This window comes from Moorena sp. SIO1F2, from assembly GCF_010672755.1.
Taxonomy (GTDB): Bacteria; Cyanobacteriota; Cyanobacteriia; order Cyanobacteriales; family Coleofasciculaceae; genus Moorena.
Window position 1 is genome coordinate 34,044 of sequence record NZ_JAAHFV010000009.1, and the last position, 21,069, is coordinate 55,112.

The following is a 21,069-nucleotide window of genomic DNA, read 5'->3' on the forward strand; positions in this document are numbered from 1 at the left end:
TCTAAAATAGGTGAGGTACACAATAACTTTGGTATTTTATGGAATAGGGAATGGGAAAACGCTAATAGGTAATATCAAAGTTGGAAGTTGTCAAAAATATTGTTTACCACATTACTATCAGAACCACTATATCAAGTTTTTAATCTTAAAGGTGTACTCAATTATTATACTAATAGTCTACTAAATTAGACATTGCTAAACGGTTGCGTAAACGCGATCGCTAACATCATACTTCGATACTGGCCATATCACGGTCTGTCTAGAATTTCTCATCTGTAAGGAATTGTCACTAACACCAGACCGAATCCAGATCACGTTTGAGGTTATCTATGCTGTTGTACACGAGTCCATCTAGCCAACTTACGACAACTAATTCTGAGGAACTACTGAAGCGATATGCTAGGGGAGAACGGGATTTTCGGGGCATAAATCTGAGTGAGGAATTGTTGAGTTGGGTAGATCTTGAGGGGATAAATCTCAGTGGTGCTCAGCTTTATGTATCTATCTTAGAAGGGGTTAACCTTACCGAAGCGAACCTTACTAGAGCTAACCTCAGTTGGATAGACTTAACTGCAGCTACTTTAATCAAGGCAAATTTGACTGAAACTAACTTACACAAAGCCGATTTGCGTGGAGCGGATTTGAGTGGTGCTAACCTTCAGGGCTCAGATTTAAGTGGTGCTAACCTTATGGGTGCGGATTTGAGTGGTGCTAACCTTATGGGTGCGGACTTAACTAGTGCAGTAATGTCTCATAGTTTTGATATCGGTATCTTAAAGTTGGCAGCTTTCTAGACAGATATTGTTTAAGGTTGGTTTGTTTAAGGTTTAAGGTTGAAGGGTTGAAGGTTGAAGGGTTGAAGGTTGTGTTGTTGTTCGCCTTTGGCGTCCGAAGTAGGGTAGGTTGTTTGGTTTAAGGGTTAATAACCTGTAACTTTCTAACCTGTAACTTTCTAACCTGTAACTTTCTAACCTGCAACTTGTCACCTATGGTAATCCTGTTTTCAATATAATATATCTTCGATGACTTTAGTTATAAGTGTTTCAGGAATTTTTCCAACTAGGATTTCTGTCTCTTTCTGATTACTGTCTAGAAATGTGAATTGAGGAACACCAGTCACTCGGTATTTTTCAATGGGTTTAGCCCACTGGGGGTCATCTATATTTAGCATCACCCAATTCACGGTTTCTCCATACTGTTGGTGTACTTTATTTAGTATGGGAGCCATGGATTGACAAGTGTTACACCAGTCAGCGTAAAATTCTATTAAAGTGGGCTTATTATTGCTTAAAGCAAGCTCATAAGGTACGGATTGCTTTACCATTGTCTTGATTAGAGCTAACCCAGCCACGGTTGAAGTGCTAAGGCTAGATACATCAGAACGAGTTAGGAAAAATGTTCCAGCTGCGAATACAACAGTGATTATTCCTACAACAATGCTGAGTTTTGCCCTGAGTTTTCCTTTCTCACTATTCATTATAGTATTTCTCAATTGGGTTTTGACGCGGTGGTGCGTTACGGGACGGATTGTCCCAACACTTGCTATGGCTTGTGTCTTGGCGAGCCCGTCCCTAACACACCCTACGCCACTGTTGCCTGCTCCCTATTCCCTATTCCCTATTCCCTATTCCCTATTCCCTATTCCCTATTCCCTATTCCCTATTCCCTGTTCCCTATTTACTGATAGTAATAGGCCAGAAATATGTGAAATACTAGCATCACAAAGAATACACTGACTAGGAATATATGGGTGGATAGCCAGATAGAGCGTAGATTACGAATTAGGGGGCCTTTAGATATACCCGGTAGAATACTGCCAANTTAGCGCTACGCGCTATATAGCAATCCTAAATCAATTGAGAGAATGTTTGTTCCCTGTTCCCTACCTTCTTCCCTCTTCCCTGCTCCCTGCTCCCTGCTCCCTGCTCCCTGCTCCCTGCTCCCTAAAACCCAAGAATTTGTACCTGACTGAATTGCAAACCGCTGTCAATGAATTAGCATTAGCCATACTTTAACGACAATCTAGGATGATTACCTGAATTTAAAAGACTGTCGCTCAGGGCTATCAATTAGCATTCTTGTTCTTTATTATAGTGTACAATTCGATTCGTGATATCTAACATGGATAGTTAATATTATCATGACATGAATCGTTTATTTCCTGAGAAAAGTTAATGAAAAAGGCACTGGTTTGTGGAGTATCTGGTCAGGATGGAGCCTATTTAGCAAAGTTGCTCTTAGACAAAGGCTATACTGTCTGTGGCACGTCACGGGATGCTCAAATGTCCTCCTTTAGGAAATTGGTGTATTTGGGTATCCGAGACCAAATTAAATTGGAATCAATGACACTGACGGATTTTCGTAGTGTATTGCAAGTGCTGACAAAATTCCAACCCTATGAAGTTTACAACTTGGCTGGGCAAAGTTCAGTGGGTTTGTCTTTTGGACAACCGGTAGAAACCCTAGAAAGCATAGCAACTGGCACGATTAATTTATTAGAGGCAATTCGCTTTACTGGTGCTCCCATTAAACTCTATAACGCTGGTTCTAGTGAGTGCTTTGGGGATACTGGAGACAAAGCCGCTGATGAACAGACTCCCTTTCGTCCCAGAAGTCCCTATGGTGTTGCTAAAGCAGCAGCGTTTTGGGAAGTAGCTAACTACCGTGAAGCCTATGGGTTATTTGCCTGCTCTGGTATTTTATTTAATCATGAGTCTCCCCTACGACCAGAACGATTTGTGACCCAAAAAATTGTTAGTGCTGCTTGTCGGATTGCTAACGGTAGTAAAGAGAAGCTTCGTTTGGGCAATATGGCAATTAAGCGTGACTGGGGTTGGGCTCCTGAATATGTTCAAGGAATGTATTTAATGCTACAGCAAGACCAGCCAGATGATTATGTAATAGCGACAGGAGAGAGTTATAAATTAGAAGATTTCGTGGCAACGGCGTTTGCTACACTTGACTTGGACTGGCAAGAGCATGTGGTGACCGATAGCAACTTATTCCGACCGACTGATTTGGCTTTAGGGAAATCTAACCCAGCTAAGGCAAGGGATAAGTTAGGCTGGCAAGCCCAATACAAAATGCCGGATGTGGTGCGAATGATGGTGGAAGCTCGGTGGGAAAGTTTGTCTAAGTAAAGGCTTGCATCGTTGGATGCAAAGGGTGAAGGGTAAAGGGTAAAGGGTAAAGGGTGAAGGGTGACAAGGGACTGGGGACTGAGATGGTGATATAACTGGTGCTGCTGATATAACTCTGTCCCCATCACCCCATCACCCCATCACCCCATCAGCAGCCTAAAATCCTCGTAGGGAAAAGGAGGTATTTTGGGCTACTTGTAGGGCTTGGACTAGTTGACCTAAAGAATATTTCAAATGGGAGCCAGCATCAACTGCTACCCAGCCTTGGGGAGTGGCATGCCGCCATTCAAAGTGTAGGTGGGGACCAGTAGAATTACCGGTGCTGCCAACGCGCCCAATTACAGTTCCTTTTTGTACCCATTCCCCAGGTTGGACGAAGATTTCTGATAGGTGAGCGTAGCGGCTTTCTTGGGTACCTTCCTCATGGCGCACCATAACGGTCAAACCGTAGCCACCTAAGAAGTCAGCTGTTACTACTTCACCATCAGCGGCAGCAACAACTGGAGTACCTAGGGGTGCTGCTATATCTGTACCAGCGTGGAAACGGCGATTACCGGAAATCGGATGAATCCGCCAGCCGAATAGGGAGCTAATGGCAGAAGGAATGGTTACGGGGAACACAAAGCTGGATTGCCTGAAATTGGCCAATCCTGAGGGTCGTTGGGTGAGATTGTAGTAGGCTAAGGCTGTAGGAAGTTTCCTTACAGACCGATTCCTCCGAGCAACGCTAATCCCACGAGGAACCCATTTAGCTGGACGAGTTTTGGCAGGTTTGACCCGATTAAATCTGACCGGTTGAACTGAATTATATCTGACTGGTCGAACGGGATTATATCTAGCAGTTTGAGTACTAATTACTCGTGGTCTGGGTAATTGAGTTACTCTACCGTTCCGTCTACCTCCAGTGATAGCAATTGGTTGACGCCTCGGGGCAACACCACAATTCCCCCTGAGTTGCCCATTTCTGGCTACGGTGCGACAACCCCTTGACCGTTCAGTTAAGACAACTGCCGAGGGGGGAGTGTACCGTTTAGTGGCACCAACATTGTAGTTTGTGCGGTCAATATAGCTATTTTTAGCAGCGGTTTTTGGAACACTAGGCTGTAATGCTACTGGATTGAGCTTGACTTTTGGTGGCTTGGCGACAGTGGCTTTAGCTGGTACAGAGAATTGGGTTCTACGCTGTACTGGTTTGACTGCGATCGCTTTTGTCCGGACAGATTTCCTAGCTGGTGGAGCAATCGGTTTCTTGACCTTGATAGCCACGGAGGGAGCTACTGATTTCCGGGCAGCTTTTGGTGCTCGTGGGGCAATGGGTTTAGTGACCTTGGTTGCTGCTACTGGTATGACAGCAGCTTTTGCTGGAGCTGGTTTTGCCACTGGCACAGCTGGCACCGGAAAGGAAGTTGGGGCTGTAGGTTTAGGCAAAGCAGCAATAAGAGTTGGATCAAATGCTGCTTCCGTTATAGATTTGGTAGTGTTGTTGACTGATACAGCTTCTATGGGTGACTGAGTTTTGGCCACAACCATACCGCTGCTGAGGACACCAATACTACTCATCACACTCAGTCCATGGATGAGTTTTGGGCATCGGTAGAAAATGCTATACAGGGTGCTACCAGGGGAGTTTTCTTTGGTCATTTACGACTCACTAAAAATAATTACTACACAGTTATACTCGCGCTTGTTAGCTATCAGCCATAATTCCGGCCTTGCGTCAGTCTTCGAATGAATAGGAGTAGAGTGGGCATCCTGCCCGCCCGAAAATTGTAACGGGCCAGATGCCCATGCCACGGCCAGATGCCCATTCCACGGCCAGATGCCCATGCCACGGCCAGATGCCCATGCCACGGCCAGATGCCCATGCCACGGCCAGATGCCCATTCCACAGGTGCGACCGTTGGCGAATTAAATTCGCCACGGGTCGCACCGCCAGGAACGGGCAAGATGCCCATTCCACAAAACTCTTAAAATCATTCCATTATTAAGCAACGCCATAATTCCTGTTTTGTTGATTAGTTGATGCTTAACATTTGACCCTTAACCGTAATAGTTCTCAACAACTACGATAGCCAAGACTGATTGTACCGGGCTTGAGCAAAATTTCTTTTGGGGTCGGAGTATCGTGTAGATGCACTCGCAGTTCGCCCCTAGGGGTTACCCCTGTTATGATGCCTGGATTTCCTTCTACCATGACTTGGCTTCCTTGATAATTGAATAGCGCTAGATATCGTGGTAGCAAACTATTCATTCCTTCCTCTGACCAGAGTTGATATCCGGACAGTAGTCCTTGTAAAACAATGGCAGCCAGCATTTCTATAGAAGTCACAGTGGGAGAGGGCTCGGGTTGCCAAAATGAGCACAAATTGATGCCAGATTCCGGCACCTCATTGCTCCAGTTGATTCCGACACCCACGACTGCTTTGGTAATTTGACCCTGTTGCACACGGGTTTGTGTTAGAATACCTCCAAGTTTGCGTCCCTTAAGCAGTAGGTCATTGGGCCACTTCAGAGACACTGGCATAGCGTAAGCTCTCAAGGCTGTAGCAATTCCCCAAGCACTACACATGGTTAGCTGGGCGCTGTCCAATGCCTGTAACTTGGGAGCTAAAGCTAAGGATAAGTAGAGTCCACCTTTTGGAGATTGCCATTGTCGTCCCCACTGTCCCCGCCCTGCTGTCTGTTGCCCAGCAATAACCATCGAGGGAACTGTTGCACCTTGGTTGAGCAATTCCCAAAGGGTTTGGTTGGTGGATGGGAGAGTTTCAAATACCTGTAGGGGAATTGGTGAGAATTTCCCCATGCCTGGGGAGTTGAGGGGCAACTGTTCCCTTACTGCTTCCAGAGCAATTTCAAACGCTTGTTGATTAAATGAGCTTGTATTCATTTAAATGATAAGCTCACGTAAATGATTGTCTAGGGTGAAGGACATTTATCTCGGCAATAGACTTCTAGAGATTTAATTGTCGCTGAGTCGCGATAGTTCTGGGTTTGGTTATATTCTTTCAATGGTGAAGCATAAAGGCCAGAAAACTGATTCTTAGTATCATTGACGTTTACTCCGATGCGGAAGGCTATATCTTGTGATAGGTTGGCAAAATTGACGTATTCCCTAGACTCGCTGGCATAGTTAAAGGACAAGGTAGCGTCACCGTAGGCTTCCTCAGCTAGTTTTAGGGGTGTGCCAGGGCCAACACCTTTGCTGGTGCGATAGTTAGGATTTGTGGTGAATAACGCTTCCATTACGGTTGAATTACCCATAGGTGTTCCCATCGGGTAAAGAATATAGTATTGGGGTTGTCCTGATTGGATAACTGCGATCGCATCGAAACCGACAATAAACGGTGACTTCACCTCAAATTTTGCTTTATCCCCTAGGGATTGTTTTAGCTGTCCCAAAGTCATTCCCAACTTAGCCGGTCCAATTCCTTTAGCAGAGATAGTAAAGGCATCTGATGCCGGAGGAGACAGTTTGGCTGTGGGCTTTGAACTGCCAGATTTAGATGTGTCCTCTAAATTAGGCGGGGTTGGCATCGGTTGGGGACTTGTTGTTGTCTTAGGTGGTGGAGTCGGCGACTCGCCACAGCTCATCAGCACCATCAGCAAACTCGTGATTAACCATCGAGATTTCATCAAAAATTCACGGCTGGATACTCCCCTGACACCCCATTGGGGTTAAACGTGAGAGGTTGCGCCGCGCCTCCTAAAAAGATCAGTTCATGAACATTCAACCTATATATTTTAATTGATCGGTGTTTTTTGAAGATTGACGGTTAACTGTGAAATGTCAAGATTAACTCTCAACAAAAACAATAGGTGCGCTCTTACCATTAAGAATTAAATTCGCGTGATTGTCGCACCTCTAGCTATTTTCCTGACTCAATAACTTCTTTGAGAATTAGTTGTGCTGTAGCCGGAGCGAGGAGTACACCATTGCGATAATGACCTGTTGCTAACCAAACATTATTGTAACCAGGCAGTTGACCAATGACAGGGGCAGGTCGTCCTTCTGGACGAGGGCGTAACCCGTACCATGTGTGGATAATCTCTGCTGTGGCTAGAGGAGGGCAATATGCGATCGCATTCTGTCTGACCACCTCCAGTAACCCTGGTTGTGCTTCTACATTACCTGCATCATCGGGAAACTCAACTGTTGCGCCCACCCAGTAGTCTTGCTTACCCACTGGCAAAATATGAACATCATCACGAGTAATCACCGGCTGAAAATCTTCATATCCCATTGGCTGAGGGAGCCGCAATTTTAAGGCTTGTCCCAGTACTGGTTTCAGAGTCACAGGTAGATCTTGACTAACTTGCAAGTCTTGTGCGTGGAGCATCTTAATCAGCCCAGATGAACCTAACCCAGCAGCCACTACTAGCCAATCTATTTCTAGGGTTCCAGCATCAGTATAGATTTGGTAGCAATTGAGAGAATTGTTGAGATCGGAACCTATAGATTCAAATGCTTTTACTGTGATTCCAAAATTAAACCTAACTCCATTGGCCTCAGCACCAGCCACTAATACTTGGGTTAGGGCAGTTGGTTCAATTTGTAGGTCTTGGGGAGAATAGATTCCAGCAATAAATTTATCTTGACTTAGCTGAGGACAACGGTGCTTAACTTGGGGAACATCCCAAATTTCTAATTGCCAACCTTGGGAGAGGCGAGTTTGTACTAGTTTTTCCCAAGACGCCAAGTCCTCTCCAGGCAAACACAGCTTCAAGATACCGTTGCGATTGACTGGAATCTGGTATCCGGTGAGTGCCTCTAATTCAGGAATCAGGCTCTGATAGCGCTGGATACTGGCTTGCCGCAGCTGCCACGCCCTACCCTTGACTTTCTTACTAATGGCACCCATGAGTACCCCTAAAGCAGCACCAGTAGAGCCTTGTGCTGGCAGATGCTGGTCGAGGACAGTGATACTTAGCCCATTTACCCGACTAAGTTCATATGCGATCGCTGCTCCAACGATACCGCATCCAATAATAGCGACTTTACTCACAATTTTATCGATTACGAAGTATGAATTATGAAGTATGAATTATGAAGTATGAATTATGGTTATGGATAACGCTTGTAGTCAACCTAAATTGGCATGGTACTGAGTTAAGATTCCTGATACCCGTGCCTAGTTAGGCTACATAAACTAAAGCTGTGTACCTAGCCTAGGAAACATTGATTTTATCTTTATTTCCCAAAGAGCCAATTTGGTTTTTGTAGCCCTAGGATATAAGCCTTCAAGGTCTAAAGCACGAACCATTTACCATCAGTGAGCCACCAATAACCCCATTTCATAGGTTACACTTCACACTTTATACTTCACACTTTACACTTCATAATTCATTCTTCATATTTTAGAACTTTCTAACTAGTGGGAATTAGTTCCAAAAAGTCATCAAAGTTTTTCAAAGCTGCTGCGTAGTTTTTGAGTGCTAGCTGGGAGTTGCGCTCTACAGAAGCTTCGTCAATTTTAACCAAAGATTGCAACAATTCTTCAGCCGCTTCCTTGGCAGCTTTCTGGTCTTTGGGAAGGAGTTGACCACTCAGATAGTTACTGCTGCGCCCTAGATCTCCTAACGGACCATGGATAAATGAACTAATATCTACCCAGTTTTCGTCTTGAATGTTGGCTTCGAGAACTGGCATTTTCTCGCGAAGCTCAAGCACTCTAGTAGCACTTGTCTTGATTTGGGCAATTTTTTCAGGGGTGTAGGTAGGAGCCTTGGTGGCACTTGGGCTACCACAGCTGACCAAAAAGGTCATCACCATTGCCAGAATCACAGTCAGAATAGACCGATAACTTCTCATCATCATTGTTTGTTCGCTAGCCAACCGATCAGGAAAACTACTTAAGGTTCGTCAAGTAATATAACCCAATATTGGTCACATCAAACGAAAAGTTTAATACCCAACCTAAACAGGGAAGGGGTCTCCCGTTATACCCGGAGGGTTAGCGGGAGGGGAATTACCTGACGGGGTATTCTGGTTTTGGACATAACTCTTTAACTGCTCGATAGTAACGCCGCCACAAGAAGCCACAAAATAAGAACCTGTCCAGAAAACTTTTTTGTCACCGTAAAACCGTTTTAAGCACTCAGAAAATTCTTGACGAATCAATCTACTGGTTACAGTTTTGATATTGGCTATTAGCTTGACTGGAGCAACCTTAGGATTAAGGTCAACAAGCAAATGAATATGATCTTCCTCTCCGTTGAACTCTACTAGGTTGCAGTCCCATTTGACACAAGTATCAGAGCAAATCTGCTTTAACCTAATCAAAATTTGTTCTGATATGACTTGTCGCCTGTACTTGGTTACAAGTACAATATGCACAGTAATACGATACACAGACCTGTTTAACTTTGTATAATTACCTTTCATAGTTTTACAGCAAGTGCTACAATAAATTCATGATACTCACTTACTGTTACCGAATCAATCCCAGTCCCGAACAAGTCGCCATCATGGAAAGGTGGCTCGAACTACTGCGTCGTCACTCGAACTACGCTTTAGGTCAACGGCTTGACTGGTTAAATCGGACTCGTTCTCCGATCGACAGGTGCAGTTTAGTGAGTGAGCCAATTGGAGAAATTCCAGAGCCGGTAAACTATTACACTCAGCAAGCAGATCTCAAAGAAACCAAAAAGCTATTTCCTGAGTACAAGAAGATCTATGCAGAAACCCAACAGGTAAACTTACAACGTCTCAACAAAGCTTGGGACAGATGGAGAAAACCTGATGTTAACGGCAAGCGTGGAGGTAGACCTCGTTTTAAGAAAACGGGAGAGCTTCGATCGTTTGTTTTCCCCAGGGTAAATAGCTCTAAAGCGGGTGCGCATTTAATTGACGGCGTTTTAAAATTAAGCCGAATTGGATCAATGCCTGTCATAATGCATCGACCATTACCTGTAGGTTTTACCCTTAAGCAATGCACCATTGTCAAAAAGGCCGATGGTTGGTACTGCTGTCTCTCCATGAAAGATGATACCGTACCTGAACTACTACCCTTAGATTCAGTCAAGTCTGCCGTCGGTATTGACGTTGGTTTAGAGAAATTCTTGACCACTTCTGATGGAGAAGCGGTACCTATTCCGCAATTTTACAGGAAAGCCCAGGGAAAGCTTGCTCAGGCTCAGCGAATTATGTCTCGTCGAGTGAAAGGGTCAAACAATTGGAAAAAAGCCAAGCACAAAGTAGCCTTGTTGCATCTTCATTTGACCCGATGCAGAAAAGAATTCCATTATCAGGTTGCTCATTGGTTGTGCAGTAAATACGACCTAATCGCTCACGAAAACTTAAACATAAAAGGTCTTGCTAGAACCAGACTGGCTAAATCAATAAATGATGCAGCTTGGGGGGCGTTTCTGGAGATATTACAAGCAGTGGCGGTCAAACGCGGCTTGTTAGTTCAGGAAGTCAATCCACGCGGTACAAGCATCGAATGTTTTAACTGTGGTTCTAGAGTCGAGAAAAATTTAAGCGATTCGGCGAAGCCGACGCTGCGCGAACGCGTTCATTGCTGTTCTAGTTGCAACGTCAAAGTTGATCGTGATTGGAATAGCGGAATTAACATTTTAAATCGTGGACTATTGGCGGTTGGACTACCGCTTGATGGCTGTGGTAAATCGGCACAGGATGTCGTTCGCGAAGCGTCGGCTTCCGCCGAGGAACAGCAAGTCTCTTTTGTGAGATTGAGAAGCCCACATCATAATCTTTGATTTGATGTGGGAGTAGTCACTATGGCAGCTTGATCACTGATTGTGTCGAAGCTTACCCGCTGAAGCACCACTTTGACCAAGATCTTGGTTGGTGAAAAACTAATCAATCAATTCAGGATCTGCTCAGGTAGACGCTGCTGAAAGCTGTTTGCCTTTCTCAAGCTTGTCTGTCAGCTGTACAGATAAATATTAAAAAGTTTATACAAAAATTAGAAACTGATGGAAATATTCACCAAGGCTTAAGCTAAGCATGAAATAAATTCGCCAACCCTGATCACAATATCTTTTACCAAGCTATCATAAAACCAAATGTGATTTATAGTACTAAAAAATCCTTGGCTCTCTTTTCTACTCTTCCCTACTCCCGTCTTGATGCAGTCGCTCATGGGGGAAACCCCCACCGTAATGGTGCGTTTTCCGTAGGCGAATTAAATTCGCCACGGGTCGCACCTCTGCATCGCTACTCCCTACTCCCTACTCCCTACTCCCTAGTCTCTAAAACCTAGGACGAAACTACCTTACCGAAGAATTGATAACTGCTATCTATCATGGCATTTACAGATTTTAAATCTGCTGACGAAGTGCAGAAGACATATCGAATCAAGTATACCGAAGAAGACTTTCTTTCCATCTCTTCTGTCTCGCCACCAGAGCAATTTGTTCAAGATTACGAGTTTAGTAGGCAAAACTTTGATATTTTCTCATCCGAGGCTGCCCGCTGTGAAAACGTTATCTATCCGATTTTGCGTGAGGCATCAAAAAAATTTGTTGACCAATATTCAATCTGGAGCCATAAATCGATTTCTGCAGATAGCATTTTAACAGGAACACCAGATTATATTTTTGGTAAGCGTTCAGAACTGGGGAAAAACGTAATAGAGTATCCCCTGATTTTGATTGTAGAAGCCAAACAAAATGATTTTATTAAAGGTTGGGGGCAATGTTTGGCAGAATTGGTAGCTGCACAAAAGTTAAATAAAACGGAAAGTCGGGTGGTATATGGAATAGTCACTGATGCTGAGTTGTGGCAGTTTGGAAAGCTAGAGGAAAAACATTTTACGAAGAATTATTCTAGGGTAACTATTAATGACTTAAGTGAGGTATTTGGTTCGGTTTGCTCCGTTTTGGAGTTAGCTGCGAAGTCATCCACGGTGCGCGCCTCCTAGGAGTGGGTTAATGGGAGCAGGGAGCTTTGCAGCAAGGAGCAGCGATGCAGCACTATAGTTGTTAATTATTTTTTCCATTGCAGCCCAGTCTTAGTCTGCTATAAACTGATAATAATAAGACCAAACCTATTGGCAAAATGAGCTATCATAATATTATTACAATCGAACCGGATAAGCGAGGTGGTAAACCTTGTATTCGGCAGATGCGAATAACCGTTTATGACATTTTAGGCTGGCTAGCAGCTGGTATGTCTCACGCCGAAATTGTCGATGACTTTCCAGAATTGACCGAAACGGACATTAGAGCTTGTCTAGAATTTGCTGCTGATCGCGAACATCGTTTAGTTGCTTCGGTAAGTACTCCTTGAAACTCCTTTTTGACCAAAATCTAAGCCATAAACTGGTGGCTCGACTAGCAGATCTGTTCCCTGATTCGAGCCATGTTCAGTTTCATGGTCTGGCAGAGAAAACGGATACTGAAATCTGGGAATTTGCTAAAGCAAACGATTTTTGTATCGTGACTCAAGATGCAGACTTTGCGGAAAGAAGCCGTTTGTATGGTTATCCACCTAAAGTACTGTGGCTACGTTGCGGTAACGCACCCACCAAACAAGTGGAAGCTCTACTGCGCTCTGGCGCAGAAGCAATTCAAGAACTTTTAGATAACTCCAAACTGCATTGCCTAGAATTGCACTAAGTCTAAGATGGTAGGTACTTTGGTCAATCCCATGTGGTGAATTTCAAGGATTATCCGACTCTGGAAGTGCGACCCTGCAAGCATTTACAAACAACTTAACATCACCTCTCCATCCCCGATTCGAGATGGTTCAAGCTTTGCGTCGTAGAAACGGCACTAGGATTTCACTAATTTCCTTCGACCAATGCTCCTGAGGGTAATGTCCAGCTTCCTCCAGCTTCACCAATTCCCCATTCTTTAGCTGATTAGCAAATTGCTCAGCTTGCTCAACCGGAAGCCAAGGGTCTTTGAGTCCCCAAAAAATTAAGGTTGGCTTGTCCCAGTTGCGGAAACCTGATTCAATTTCTGCCATAGACTTGTTCATCTGGATATTCTTGATGGTCGCTACCAGAGAACGTCCAGGATCGGAACTTTTCAGGAAGGGCTTGCGATAGAGATCTAAATAGTTGTCTTCAATGCGATAGCGCGACCCCCCTTCGAGAGTTCGGTCAACTAACAAGGGGTCTTGGGTTAACATATCTCCGATGAATGGCCATCCCCATTGCTGCATCTTGCTGGGTAACTTGGCAGCCGAGGAGACAGGTGTATTTAGAATCACTAGACGCTCAATCTGGTCTGAGTGACGCAAGGCATATTGAAGTCCCACGGAGGCGAGAAAGCCTTGGACAACTAACGAAAACCTTTCGATTTCGAGGTGTTTAAGGAAATCGCCTAAGGCTTCAATGAAAGCATCTGGTGTGTAGGGAAAGTCAAGCCGATCCGGTTTTGCGGATAATCCAGAACCGAGCCAATCTGGTGCGATCGCATCGTAGCCTACTTTAGCTAAATCTGGCATGATCTCACACCAGCAAAAACTCTGGGATGGTAAGCCATGAAGCAGTATTACTGGCACTTTGTCGCTATCGCCAACTGGTTTAGCTTCCCGATAGAACCATTCCCAAGACCCGACTTCTATAGATTGTTCACTGATTGACACGGTTGTTTTGCCTTTACGCTGTTGCTTGTAGTGTGGCAATCCTCATCGATTGGTGAACAATACTTCTGTTGAAAATAGTTCGTCAGTGCTGAGTGCTGAGTTTTGAGTAAGAACTGTTACTGTTCACTTTTCAGCTGGGATTGCTATATGAGCTTACCGCTGAGTGGGAACTTAGGCAACTTAGTAGAATGATTTATCAACAGGGGGAAAGATGGAAGTAGGGCACGCGGGGAAGTTATCGCAAATGCTCCTATCTCATAGGACCTTATCCTGGTTTTGCTTAAACTTTTTAATTTTACACTATTTCACACTCAAAGTATAAATTATTATAAATAATTGGGTAGATTTGTTTGAGGTTGTAATAAAAAGATACAAATTACGTTACTACCAGTTAAGCATAGGAGATTAGGCGTGAACGCAGCTGAACAAGCAATCGGCTTAGAAGTCACTACCAAAATTGCGGCTGTTGTCAATTTGTTTAAGTTTGAGTTCCCTGATGCCAAGGCTGACCTCAAGCCTTGGACCAATGACCCGGAAACCCGAGAACTGGTGGATCCTAACTCCATTGACATTGGCTTTCACTTCCCTGGCTGGAGTAGACGCTTCCAAAGTCGAAGTATTTTGTTACAGATTCGGTTTCATAAAGACCAGTTAGATCAATCTCATCGGCTGATTGGTTTGGAAGCGACCGCCTTTAACCATCAAGGAGAAGCTTGGCGACTGTCCACAGTGGAGCGTTGGCAAATTATCGGTAATTGTCAGCCATCAGCTGAAGTGGGGGAAAAGCTAAAACATTTCTGTCGTCAGGTGTTTGAGTTGTTTCTGTGATTGAATAGAAGTAGGGTGGGCATCATCCTGCACGCCCGAAAATGAAACAGGCAAGATGCCCGTTCCACAAAGATGCCCATTCCACAAAACTCTGAAAATCATTCCATTATTAAGCAACGCCCTAAATTCTAAATTCTAAATTCTAAATTCTGACAAATAACCTTAAACCTTATATCCCCGTGGTGTAATCATCCAATCCTGATGAATATCAGTGCTTTGATTACCAATCAGCACCATAGTCAGCATATCAATGGGTATTTCCAGCATTTTGTCAAGAGTTGTGAGAGTGATTTTTTCATCCTCTCGATAGGCGGAAACCACAATGGCTACAGGGGTATCAGGTTTACGATGCTTGAGAAAAATCCGTTGTGCGATCGCAATCTGCTCAGTGCGATTACGCGATCGCGGATTGTACAACGCAGTCACAAAATCTGCTGCGGCTGAGGCTTCTAGACGCTTTTCGATTACTGGCCAAGGGGTCAATAGGTCACTCAAACTAATGGCACAAAAATCATGCATCAGGGGTGCTCCCACACGAGAGGCAGCAGCTTGTAAGGCTGTAATACCTGGAAACACTTGCACCTGGGGTGTCTTACCATCCCAGCCCCTAGAGCGCAATTCTTCTAGGACTAACCCCGCCATACCATAGATACCGCAGTCACCAGAGGAAACAACTGCTACCGTTAATCCCCACTCAGCCAGTTCAATGGCACGTTTTGCTCGTTGGGTTTCTTGGGTAATCGGTAACGCTTCGATAATTTGTCCTGGACGTCGCAAGGTTGCAATTAAATTGATATAGAGGGAATAACCAATCACAGCATCAGCGCTGGATATAGCCGTTTTAGCGGCTGGAGTTATTTGGTCAAGATTCCCCGGACCGATACCCACTAGCAACAGTTTCCCCAAACGTCCAGTGTATTCTACTGGGGATTGAGCAATCGCTACAGTTACTGCTCCTGGTTGATTCGCTGATTTTACTATTTGTTTGGGAACTAATAAAGGTTGTTCGGGAAGCGTGGCCTTTTGGCCAACGTTCGCGAACAACTTGCTAACTTTCAACTCTTGAGCGCTATACAGAGCTGCTGCTTCGGCAACGCTGGCAGTACCAACTTCTGCCGCCACTACATCCGATGGGTTGGGTACAGTTACGGAACGGAGTACCTCAGCTGGGAAAGTCCGTAAAGGCCAATGGCGCTCTTGGCACAATTGCACTATACCGACTTCATCGGCTTTCAGGTCAATAGTCGCAATTCCTGCGATCGCATTTTCTGATAAACCATAACCCTCACAGGTCTGCCGAATCGCCATTTCAATCAACTGCTTCGATGTCCCTCGCTCACAGCCAATTCCCACCCACAGTACCCGTGGATACCACTGGACGTTTGGTAAATCCGATTCTGGGGAAAATTGCTGGTGGGTGGGACTAATCCAAATCCTGGCTTTGGGTGAGATAGACTCGGATTCAGTTGTAGCGCTATCCTCTGGAAATCCGAAATAGAAAGGATGTCCATCTCTAAGATGAGCTTGCCAAAGAGTGGAACCAGCCTCTTGAATTACCTGTACTATTTCCCCACGGGCAACCACAGCACTTACTCTAGTCCAATCCCCTTCTCCCCGATACCAGCCAAAGGGAATACCTAAGACATCAACTCCAGGTAGACCTAAATCCGCTGCTGCTCCCGTTAAAATAGGCGTTGAGTCGAGTTGGGAAGCAATTAACCGTGTCAGTTGATCTGCCCCCCCTTGATGACCACTACACAAACTAATTACAAAACCTCCCCCTTGATCAACCACCACCACCGCTGGATCACTGGATTTATCCGTTAACAAAGGAGCAATTAAGCGCACCACTGCTCCGGCTGCCAAACAAAACACCAAAGCACGGTGGTTTTGCCAGAGGGAGGCAATGTGGTCTTTGAGGGAACCCTTGTAGACAGCAACCTGTTCTAGGGTGCTCAGAGAATTCGGTACCCAAAGGGTTGCACCAGTAGTTTGACAAAGGGGTTGCAGGATTTGAGCCCCAGTAGGAGTAGTAGCGATCGCAGCTAGGGGTTGGAAATTTTCAAAAACCGATGCCATCATGAAAGAAATAAACGTTAACTAGGGCAGATCAAGATACCCTGCTTTACTCTTAAAATAGACTATTTGCGCTTGCTGTTTATCGGTTCCTCGATTACCAAACAAGCTTAAAAATACCCCGGGTACTAATAACTGATATACTGACTAACTTAGGGCTATTTTTTGTCAAGAGTTTGCAGTTAACTTCTTGATCAATACAAAACACCTAAAAATCTGATCTAATCCTAATTTATTATTAATTACTTTCTGACCATTAAACCTGCATCATCTAGATACCATTTTCAACTATATCATCAAACTCAATCCTGATTTATGATCACACCAAAAAATTATCATAGCTACTGCATCAAGACAAGGATTACAGTTTTTGAGATTAGCAAAAATTATATAGAAATTTTTGATTAACTCTTGCTAGCATGCCTATTGGGTGCATCTCAATGCATGATGTTTGACCCGGTGGTGCGTTACGGGCCGGGCTCTCTTAACCGATATCAAGAGAGGGAAAATCAAGGGGAGCCCGTCCCTAACGCACCCTACGCCTACTTTATTAACTCTTGCCTATTGCCTATTGCCTCTTGCCCTTCCCTAAACGATTCTGTTCACAACTCAAATTATATTATCTATTATGTCAGTTTCTATTGCCTATCTCGGACCACCAGGAACCTATACAGAAGCCGCTGCCACAGCTTATGCTGAGCGACTCCAGAAACAACAGGCTCAGCAATCCCTGTTGTGTCCTTATCCCAGCATTGCCCAAACCTTACAATCAGTAGCTAACCAACAAGCTGATCTAGCAGTGGTACCTGTAGAGAATTCCATTGAAGGCAGTGTCGCCATGACACTAGATCGGCTTTGGCAACTAGATCAGCTCCAAATCCAACAGGCTCTGGTTTTGCCAATCAGACATTGTCTGATGTCACGGGCATCAACCATAGCAGAAATTAAAACGGTTTATTCCCATCCCCAAGCCCTGGCTCAGTGTCAGCGGTGGTTAGAGCAGTTTCTGCCATCAGTGCAACTGGTACCTACCAACTCCACTACTGAAGCGCTACAGTTTTTGGACAAAGATCACAATGCAGCAGCGATCGCATCTGAACGAGCAGCAAAGCTTTATACTCTACCAGTACTCGCATCTAACATTAATGACTATCCCGATAATTTCACTCGATTTTGGGTGCTGAGTTTAAAGCCATCTCCTGGAGGTAGTCATACCTCCTTAGCATTTAGTCCTCCTGCTAATATACCTGGATCATTGTCTAAACCACTCCAGGTATTTGCCCGTCGAGGCATTAATTTAAGTCGGATTGAGTCTCGTCCCACCAAGCGATTACTTGGTGAGTACATATTCTTTATTGAACTGGAATCAGATCTCTATGCACCATTATTTAAAGCTGCTCTTGAGGAAATAATTCCTGATCAGGAAATCCTCAAGATTTTTGGCAGCTACACCCTCATAAATGTTGATAATTTGACTTTCAACAGTTAACCGTCAACCGTGAACAAAACTGTTATAGCAGTTACTAATTGGGTGAGGTACTTTCGTTCTGGGTTAATGGAAGTAGGGAGTCGGGAGTCGGGAGTCGGGAGTCGGGAGTCGAGAGCAGCGGATCTGGCAAAAAATCCTGTGTACCTCATAGATAAAGCTTAAGTCAATGCATCTTTGAGTACAGTGCGTGCTGCTAAGTGATTGCGAGTTGAAGTGAGAATTTCTGTTTCCCGTTCTAGACGTTGTGCGGTGTCCAGGGTCTCTAAAAGTGCCTGTTGTTCTAAGGCTACACCGTACAGATTGCTAGCAACCCAGTAAGACAACTCAATCGGTAGATCGGGCAGGTCTTCTGGTAGCTCAATTTTCTGGTTGGTCAACTTCGCGGAAAGACGCACAACATCCCGCAATAACTGTGCCACCTCTTTTGCCTTTGGTCTGAGGTCTTCAGCGGGTGGCTGGTCTTCAATCCATTCCACTAGTCCAACCCGATAGGGCTTTTCACGAACGTACTCTAAGACCCGAAACCGCTGCTGACCTAACGTTACTATTTTCATCCGGTCATCGGGAAGACGCTGAAAGTGAATAATTTCAGCGCAACAGCCAACTGTAGCTGGTTCCTGTTTTACAGGATCCCACATTAAGACACCAAATCTGCGATCGCTCTCCAAAATCGTGTTCATCATGATTCGGTAGCGAAATTCAAAAATGTGTAACGGCAGAGGGCGTCCAGGAAATAAAACGACTTCAGGTAGGGGAAATATGGGGAGTTCTCTGACAGCAATCGAGGATGAGGATACCATTGTGCCTGGGTTAAAAAGGTAACTTCGCTTATTTACATACTGTAACGGATTTTGTGTTTGACACTCCAAGGCATAATTCGTCCTGTAGTCTTTTGTAGTGACTTAGCTACAGTCAGGAGGGTAGGGGAGTGTAGGCTTGAGCTTGTCAGCAATAGCGGTCATAACTTCCAACTGCGATACAACGGTATCAGGTCTTGATAATTGTGTATGATTCAGCGAAAGAGGTGATTGTTGAATGGAGAAAGTAGCTCAATACCGCGAGTACGTTCAGAGATTACTGAACGAGTACGCCCAGGATGATATTTCTAATGATGAGGTGGAAGTACAACTAATTTTTGACACTGTTCGGGATCATTACCAGTGGATGAATGTGGGTTGGGAAGATTGTAATCGGATTTACCGTTCTATAGTGCATTTAGATATCAAAGACGGAAAAATTTGGCTCCAGCAAAATCTCACAGATCTCAATCCTGCTGAGGAGTTAGTTGAAATGGGCGTTCCACGAGAAGATATTGTCTTGGGTTTACAGGCTCCTTATAAACGTCAGTACACTGACTATGGTGTCGCTTAAGATAGTAAGTATTACTCAGATGTACGGCCAGGAACAGGCAAGATGCCCGTTCCACAAGACTCTTAACATCATTCCATTATTGAGCAATGCCGTGGGTTTAGCAAATTAGCTGATAGCGGAATGTGTAGGAATAAACAGCTAAGGTGGCAATATAGTCAGCAGCAATCAATTAATGCAATCCCAACCAAGTTCCAGCATACTTCCTAGTGCAATTCCCTAGTCGCACAACTGTCACTTTTCTTCAGACTTCGCTATAAAATAGACACAACTCAACCAGTTACGCTCAAAATCAGGAGACTGCTGATTGCTGATAGCTGATTGCTGATAGCTGATTGCTGATTGCTGATAGCTGATTGCTGATAGCTGATTGCTGATAGCTGATAGCTGATTGCTGATAGCTGATAGCTGATAGCTGATTGCTGATAGCTGATTGCTGATAGCTGATTGCTGATTGCTGATTGCTTACCCTCGATTCAATCTCAATAATTCTTTCAGCAGATTCAATAACTTAGCCGGGCGACCTGCTATCGCTGGCTCCGTGAGAATACCTTGCCTTGGGCTAAACAAAAATGCTAGGAAAAATAAGCCAAAGATTACCATTACAATAGCGGGACCTGATGGCCAATTAAAATAATAGCTTATATACATCCCACTGACACTGGAAATAATTCCAATCATTGAGCCTAAACCCATCATGTGATGTAATTCTTTGACTAATAAATAAGCCGTAGTCGCGGGTCCGATTAACAGAGAAATAACCAGCAACACCCCTACCGTCTGCATACTGGCGACAATGGTGAGAGTAATGGCCAAGATTAACCCGAAATAAATTAGTTTTACCGGTAAACCGCTAGCTTGGGCTCCCAAAGGATCAAAAGTATAGAATAATAGCTCTTTATAGAACAACTTTGTTAATAGTAAAATTACTGCTGTAATCACCAGGGTTTGCCAGACATCGGCTGGTCTCACTCCTAAGATGTCACCAAAAAGAATATCTTCTAAGTCAAGTTGGTTAGTTTTCAGCACCGTAATTAGGATGACTCCTAAGCCTAAAAAACTGCTGAAAGTCAACGCCATTGCTGCATCCACTTTGACTCGCGTACGCTGAGGAATCACCGCGACAACTAAAGCGCTAAGGACACCTGCAATCAAGGCACCAATAGAGATATTTATTCCTAAAAAAAATGCGATTGAGAGACCAGGTAAAACCGCATGGGCAATCACACTACTAATCAGGCTCATTTGTTGTACAATTAAGTAGCTGCCTACCACTGCGCCTAATATCCCCAACAGCACAGCCGTTGCGATCGCATTCCGCATAAATTCAAAACCTAGGGGCTCAATCAGCCAATTCATACTAAATAAAAGGGAGTAGGGAGTAGGGAGTAGGGAGTAGGGAGTAGGGAGTAGGGAGTCGGGAGTAGGGAGTCGGGAGTCGGGAATAGGGAGTAGGGAGTAGGGAGTAGGGAGTCGGGAAATTCCGATAAAAAATTCTCACAATTCATTTAGGATCTCTATAATTATAACTAACTAATTATAAGCAAGTTACAGCCTTTTCCTAGCTATTATCAGGTACACAGATTTTTTTTCTATTCCCTATTCCCTAT

The 21,069-nt window shown here is 44.4% G+C and carries 25 protein-coding genes and 1 pseudogene; 13 read left to right on the forward strand and 13 right to left on the reverse strand.

From position 1 onward, the window contains the following. Window positions 1–329: 329 nt before the first annotated feature. A complete protein-coding gene (locus F6J94_RS02455; RefSeq protein WP_293036547.1) occupies window positions 330–794 on the forward strand; it encodes a pentapeptide repeat-containing protein in 465 nt (154 codons plus the stop codon). Window positions 795–1,003: 209 nt separating this feature from the next. Here F6J94_RS02455 and F6J94_RS02460 read toward each other — a convergent pair whose 3' ends face one another. Further along, window positions 1,004–1,477 carry a thioredoxin domain-containing protein gene (locus F6J94_RS02460; RefSeq protein WP_293036549.1) on the reverse strand — a complete coding sequence of 158 codons (474 nt, stop codon included), beginning with the start codon at window positions 1,475–1,477 and terminating at the stop codon, window positions 1,004–1,006. A 15-nt stretch (window positions 1,478–1,492) separates the two neighbouring features. Here F6J94_RS02460 and F6J94_RS02465 point away from each other — a divergent pair, with 15 nt between their 5' ends. From F6J94_RS02465 to F6J94_RS02475, 3 genes are all read left to right on the forward strand, one after another. Next, window positions 1,493–1,684, forward strand: coding sequence for a hypothetical protein (locus F6J94_RS02465; RefSeq protein ID WP_293036551.1), 192 nt, complete (start codon window positions 1,493–1,495; stop codon window positions 1,682–1,684). Window positions 1,685–1,856: 172 nt separating this feature from the next. Further along, window positions 1,857–2,015 (forward strand): hypothetical protein, encoded by a 159-nt coding sequence (locus F6J94_RS02470; RefSeq protein WP_293036553.1) that lies wholly within the window; start codon window positions 1,857–1,859, stop codon window positions 2,013–2,015. Window positions 2,016–2,174: 159 nt separating this feature from the next. Next, window positions 2,175–3,140, forward strand: coding sequence for a GDP-mannose 4,6-dehydratase (locus F6J94_RS02475; RefSeq protein WP_070395703.1), 966 nt, complete (start codon window positions 2,175–2,177; stop codon window positions 3,138–3,140). Between the two features lie 156 nt (window positions 3,141–3,296). Here F6J94_RS02475 and F6J94_RS02480 read toward each other — a convergent pair whose 3' ends face one another. After that, on the reverse strand, window positions 3,297–4,781 hold the full coding sequence (locus F6J94_RS02480) for a peptidoglycan DD-metalloendopeptidase family protein (protein ID WP_293036557.1): 1,485 nt from the start codon (window positions 4,779–4,781) through the stop codon (window positions 3,297–3,299). A gap of 159 nt (window positions 4,782–4,940) precedes the next feature. Between F6J94_RS02480 and F6J94_RS02485 the strand changes: the two genes are divergently transcribed. Further along, the gene (locus F6J94_RS02485; RefSeq protein WP_293036559.1) at window positions 4,941–5,111 is read left to right on the forward strand and encodes a hypothetical protein; all 171 of its coding nucleotides are present in this window, start codon (window positions 4,941–4,943) and stop codon (window positions 5,109–5,111) included. A gap of 85 nt (window positions 5,112–5,196) precedes the next feature. Here F6J94_RS02485 and F6J94_RS02490 read toward each other — a convergent pair whose 3' ends face one another. From F6J94_RS02490 to tnpA, 5 genes and pseudogenes are all read right to left on the reverse strand, one after another. Further along, the gene (locus F6J94_RS02490) at window positions 5,197–6,027 is read right to left on the reverse strand and encodes a biotin--[acetyl-CoA-carboxylase] ligase (protein WP_293036561.1); all 831 of its coding nucleotides are present in this window, start codon (window positions 6,025–6,027) and stop codon (window positions 5,197–5,199) included. Between the two features lie 29 nt (window positions 6,028–6,056). Continuing rightward, window positions 6,057–6,773, reverse strand: coding sequence for a hypothetical protein (locus F6J94_RS02495; protein ID WP_293028237.1), 717 nt, complete (start codon window positions 6,771–6,773; stop codon window positions 6,057–6,059). 233 nt (window positions 6,774–7,006) lie between these two features. Continuing rightward, a complete protein-coding gene (locus F6J94_RS02500; RefSeq protein ID WP_293036563.1) occupies window positions 7,007–8,143 on the reverse strand; it encodes an FAD-binding oxidoreductase in 1,137 nt (378 codons plus the stop codon). Between the two features lie 362 nt (window positions 8,144–8,505). Further along, window positions 8,506–8,952, reverse strand: a complete 447-nt coding sequence (psbQ, locus tag F6J94_RS02505) for a photosystem II protein PsbQ (protein ID WP_293036565.1) — start codon at window positions 8,950–8,952, stop codon at window positions 8,506–8,508. 102 nt (window positions 8,953–9,054) lie between these two features. Continuing rightward, window positions 9,055–9,596 (reverse strand): annotated as a pseudogene (tnpA, locus tag F6J94_RS02510) (IS200/IS605 family transposase). Here tnpA and F6J94_RS02515 point away from each other — a divergent pair. The 5 genes from F6J94_RS02515 (at window position 9,552) to F6J94_RS02535 (ending at window position 12,722) form a co-directional block, all read left to right on the forward strand. Beyond that, entirely contained in the window at window positions 9,552–10,859 is a 1,308-nt protein-coding gene (locus F6J94_RS02515; RefSeq protein ID WP_293036567.1) for a transposase, read from the forward strand. The pseudogene tnpA and the gene F6J94_RS02515 overlap by 45 nt on opposite strands. A gap of 335 nt (window positions 10,860–11,194) precedes the next feature. Further along, window positions 11,195–11,365, forward strand: coding sequence for a hypothetical protein (locus F6J94_RS02520; RefSeq protein WP_293036569.1), 171 nt, complete (start codon window positions 11,195–11,197; stop codon window positions 11,363–11,365). A gap of 42 nt (window positions 11,366–11,407) precedes the next feature. Next, on the forward strand, window positions 11,408–12,025 hold the full coding sequence (locus F6J94_RS02525; RefSeq protein ID WP_293036571.1) for a hypothetical protein: 618 nt from the start codon (window positions 11,408–11,410) through the stop codon (window positions 12,023–12,025). A 137-nt stretch (window positions 12,026–12,162) separates the two neighbouring features. Further along, window positions 12,163–12,393, forward strand: coding sequence for a DUF433 domain-containing protein (locus F6J94_RS02530; protein WP_293036573.1), 231 nt, complete (start codon window positions 12,163–12,165; stop codon window positions 12,391–12,393). After that, a complete protein-coding gene (locus F6J94_RS02535) occupies window positions 12,390–12,722 on the forward strand; it encodes a DUF5615 family PIN-like protein (protein WP_293036575.1) in 333 nt (110 codons plus the stop codon). The genes F6J94_RS02530 and F6J94_RS02535 overlap by 4 nt, the downstream gene beginning before the upstream one ends. A 130-nt stretch (window positions 12,723–12,852) precedes the next feature. Here the strand turns inward: F6J94_RS02535 and F6J94_RS02540 are convergent, their stop codons facing one another. Next, window positions 12,853–13,698, reverse strand: a complete 846-nt coding sequence (locus F6J94_RS02540; protein WP_293036657.1) for an alpha/beta fold hydrolase — start codon at window positions 13,696–13,698, stop codon at window positions 12,853–12,855. 411 nt (window positions 13,699–14,109) lie between these two features. On the opposite strand from F6J94_RS02540, the gene F6J94_RS02545 reads away from it, so the two are divergent. After that, window positions 14,110–14,526: a hypothetical protein gene (locus F6J94_RS02545; protein WP_293036577.1), complete on the forward strand. Its 417-nt coding sequence runs from the start codon at window positions 14,110–14,112 to the stop codon at window positions 14,524–14,526. Between the two features lie 162 nt (window positions 14,527–14,688). On the opposite strand, the gene cobJ is transcribed toward F6J94_RS02545, so the two are convergent. Further along, the gene (gene cobJ / locus F6J94_RS02550) at window positions 14,689–16,608 is read right to left on the reverse strand and encodes a precorrin-3B C(17)-methyltransferase (protein ID WP_367142148.1); all 1,920 of its coding nucleotides are present in this window, start codon (window positions 16,606–16,608) and stop codon (window positions 14,689–14,691) included. A 622-nt stretch (window positions 16,609–17,230) separates the two neighbouring features. Here cobJ and pheA point away from each other — a divergent pair. Further along, a complete protein-coding gene (pheA, locus tag F6J94_RS02555) occupies window positions 17,231–18,091 on the forward strand; it encodes a prephenate dehydratase (protein ID WP_293036579.1) in 861 nt (286 codons plus the stop codon). Here pheA and F6J94_RS02560 read toward each other — a convergent pair. Both F6J94_RS02560 and F6J94_RS02565 read right to left on the reverse strand, forming a co-directional pair. After that, window positions 18,088–18,240, reverse strand: a complete 153-nt coding sequence (locus F6J94_RS02560; RefSeq protein ID WP_293036581.1) for a hypothetical protein — start codon at window positions 18,238–18,240, stop codon at window positions 18,088–18,090. The genes pheA and F6J94_RS02560 overlap by 4 nt on opposite strands. Window positions 18,241–18,249: 9 nt before the next feature. Continuing rightward, window positions 18,250–18,891 carry an LON peptidase substrate-binding domain-containing protein gene (locus tag F6J94_RS02565; protein WP_293026920.1) on the reverse strand — a complete coding sequence of 214 codons (642 nt, stop codon included), beginning with the start codon at window positions 18,889–18,891 and terminating at the stop codon, window positions 18,250–18,252. Window positions 18,892–19,126: 235 nt separating this feature from the next. Between F6J94_RS02565 and F6J94_RS02570 the strand changes: the two genes are divergently transcribed. Then, window positions 19,127–19,462, forward strand: coding sequence for a XisI protein (locus F6J94_RS02570; protein WP_293036583.1), 336 nt, complete (start codon window positions 19,127–19,129; stop codon window positions 19,460–19,462). A gap of 462 nt (window positions 19,463–19,924) precedes the next feature. On the opposite strand, the gene F6J94_RS02575 is transcribed toward F6J94_RS02570, so the two are convergent. Further along, on the reverse strand, window positions 19,925–20,818 hold the full coding sequence (locus F6J94_RS02575) for a metal ABC transporter permease (RefSeq protein ID WP_293036584.1): 894 nt from the start codon (window positions 20,816–20,818) through the stop codon (window positions 19,925–19,927). Beyond that, complete coding sequence (locus tag F6J94_RS02580) at window positions 20,815–20,967, reverse strand: hypothetical protein (RefSeq protein ID WP_293036586.1); 153 nt, start codon at window positions 20,965–20,967, stop codon at window positions 20,815–20,817. The genes F6J94_RS02575 and F6J94_RS02580 overlap by 4 nt, the downstream gene beginning before the upstream one ends. Window positions 20,968–21,069 lie beyond the last annotated feature (102 nt).

What these genes read in the sequence shown, in the direction of transcription:
- F6J94_RS02490 (WP_293036561.1), bottom strand. Translation starts at nt 6,027, where the DNA reads ATGAATACAAGCTCATTTAATCAACAAGCGTTTGAAATTGCTCTGGAA.
- F6J94_RS02530 (WP_293036573.1), top strand. Translation starts at nt 12,163, where the DNA reads ATGAGCTATCATAATATTATTACAATCGAACCGGATAAGCGAGGTGGT.
- F6J94_RS02565 (WP_293026920.1), bottom strand. Translation starts at nt 18,891, where the DNA reads ATGGTATCCTCATCCTCGATTGCTGTCAGAGAACTCCCCATATTTCCC.
- F6J94_RS02480 (WP_293036557.1), bottom strand. Translation starts at nt 4,781, where the DNA reads ATGACCAAAGAAAACTCCCCTGGTAGCACCCTGTATAGCATTTTCTAC.
- F6J94_RS02525 (WP_293036571.1), top strand. Translation starts at nt 11,408, where the DNA reads ATGGCATTTACAGATTTTAAATCTGCTGACGAAGTGCAGAAGACATAT.
- F6J94_RS02575 (WP_293036584.1), bottom strand. Translation starts at nt 20,818, where the DNA reads ATGAATTGGCTGATTGAGCCCCTAGGTTTTGAATTTATGCGGAATGCG.
- cobJ (WP_367142148.1), bottom strand. Translation starts at nt 16,608, where the DNA reads ATGATGGCATCGGTTTTTGAAAATTTCCAACCCCTAGCTGCGATCGCT.
- F6J94_RS02515 (WP_293036567.1), top strand. Translation starts at nt 9,552, where the DNA reads ATGATACTCACTTACTGTTACCGAATCAATCCCAGTCCCGAACAAGTC.
- F6J94_RS02495 (WP_293028237.1), bottom strand. Translation starts at nt 6,773, where the DNA reads ATGAAATCTCGATGGTTAATCACGAGTTTGCTGATGGTGCTGATGAGC.
- F6J94_RS02485 (WP_293036559.1), top strand. Translation starts at nt 4,941, where the DNA reads ATGCCCATTCCACGGCCAGATGCCCATGCCACGGCCAGATGCCCATGC.
- F6J94_RS02460 (WP_293036549.1), bottom strand. Translation starts at nt 1,477, where the DNA reads ATGAATAGTGAGAAAGGAAAACTCAGGGCAAAACTCAGCATTGTTGTA.
- pheA (WP_293036579.1), top strand. Translation starts at nt 17,231, where the DNA reads ATGTCAGTTTCTATTGCCTATCTCGGACCACCAGGAACCTATACAGAA.
- F6J94_RS02580 (WP_293036586.1), bottom strand. Translation starts at nt 20,967, where the DNA reads ATGAATTGTGAGAATTTTTTATCGGAATTTCCCGACTCCCTACTCCCT.
- F6J94_RS02475 (WP_070395703.1), top strand. Translation starts at nt 2,175, where the DNA reads ATGAAAAAGGCACTGGTTTGTGGAGTATCTGGTCAGGATGGAGCCTAT.
- psbQ (WP_293036565.1), bottom strand. Translation starts at nt 8,952, where the DNA reads ATGATGAGAAGTTATCGGTCTATTCTGACTGTGATTCTGGCAATGGTG.
- F6J94_RS02570 (WP_293036583.1), top strand. Translation starts at nt 19,127, where the DNA reads ATGGAGAAAGTAGCTCAATACCGCGAGTACGTTCAGAGATTACTGAAC.
- F6J94_RS02455 (WP_293036547.1), top strand. Translation starts at nt 330, where the DNA reads ATGCTGTTGTACACGAGTCCATCTAGCCAACTTACGACAACTAATTCT.
- F6J94_RS02560 (WP_293036581.1), bottom strand. Translation starts at nt 18,240, where the DNA reads ATGAGGTACACAGGATTTTTTGCCAGATCCGCTGCTCTCGACTCCCGA.